Below are 544 nucleotides of genomic sequence, written 5' to 3' on the forward strand. Positions count from 1 at the left end.
TCGCTTCTTCCCTACTAAAAGAGGTTTACAACCCGAAGGCCGTCATCCCTCACGCGGCGTTGCTGCATCAGGCTTTCGCCCATTGTGCAATATTCCCCACTGCTGCCTCCCGTAGGAGTCTGGGCCGTGTCTCAGTCCCAGTGTGGCCGGTCACCCTCTCAGGCCGGCTACCCGTCGTCGCCTTGGTGAGCCATTACCTCACCAACAAGCTGATAGGCCGCGAGTCCATCCCCAACCAAAAAATCTTTCCACCACCAGACCATGCGGCCAGTGATCATATCCAGTATTAGACGTCGTTTCCAACGCTTATCCCAGAGTCAGGGGCAGGTTACTCACGTGTTACTCACCCGTTCGCCACTAATCCACCCAGCAAGCTGGGCATCATCGTTCGACTTGCATGTGTTAAGCACGCCGCCAGCGTTCGTCCTGAGCCAGGATCAAACTCTCCGTAAAAAAATACAGACCCAACACCCCAAAAGGCATCAGACCGAGTTGATTCTGACTGTTGACTGTCTACTGACAATCTTCAATCCAAAAGGAATTG

1 rRNA gene is annotated in these 544 nt (G+C 53.7%); it reads right to left on the reverse strand.

The annotated features are described in order from the left end of the window. Positions 1–453: ribosomal RNA gene (locus ITJ60_RS18700) — 16S ribosomal RNA — on the reverse strand; the annotation flags it as partial. Positions 454–544 lie beyond the last annotated feature (91 nt).

Source organism: Curtobacterium sp. VKM Ac-2884 (assembly GCF_015350945.1).
In the GTDB taxonomy this organism is placed as follows: Bacteria; Actinomycetota; Actinomycetes; order Actinomycetales; family Microbacteriaceae; genus Curtobacterium.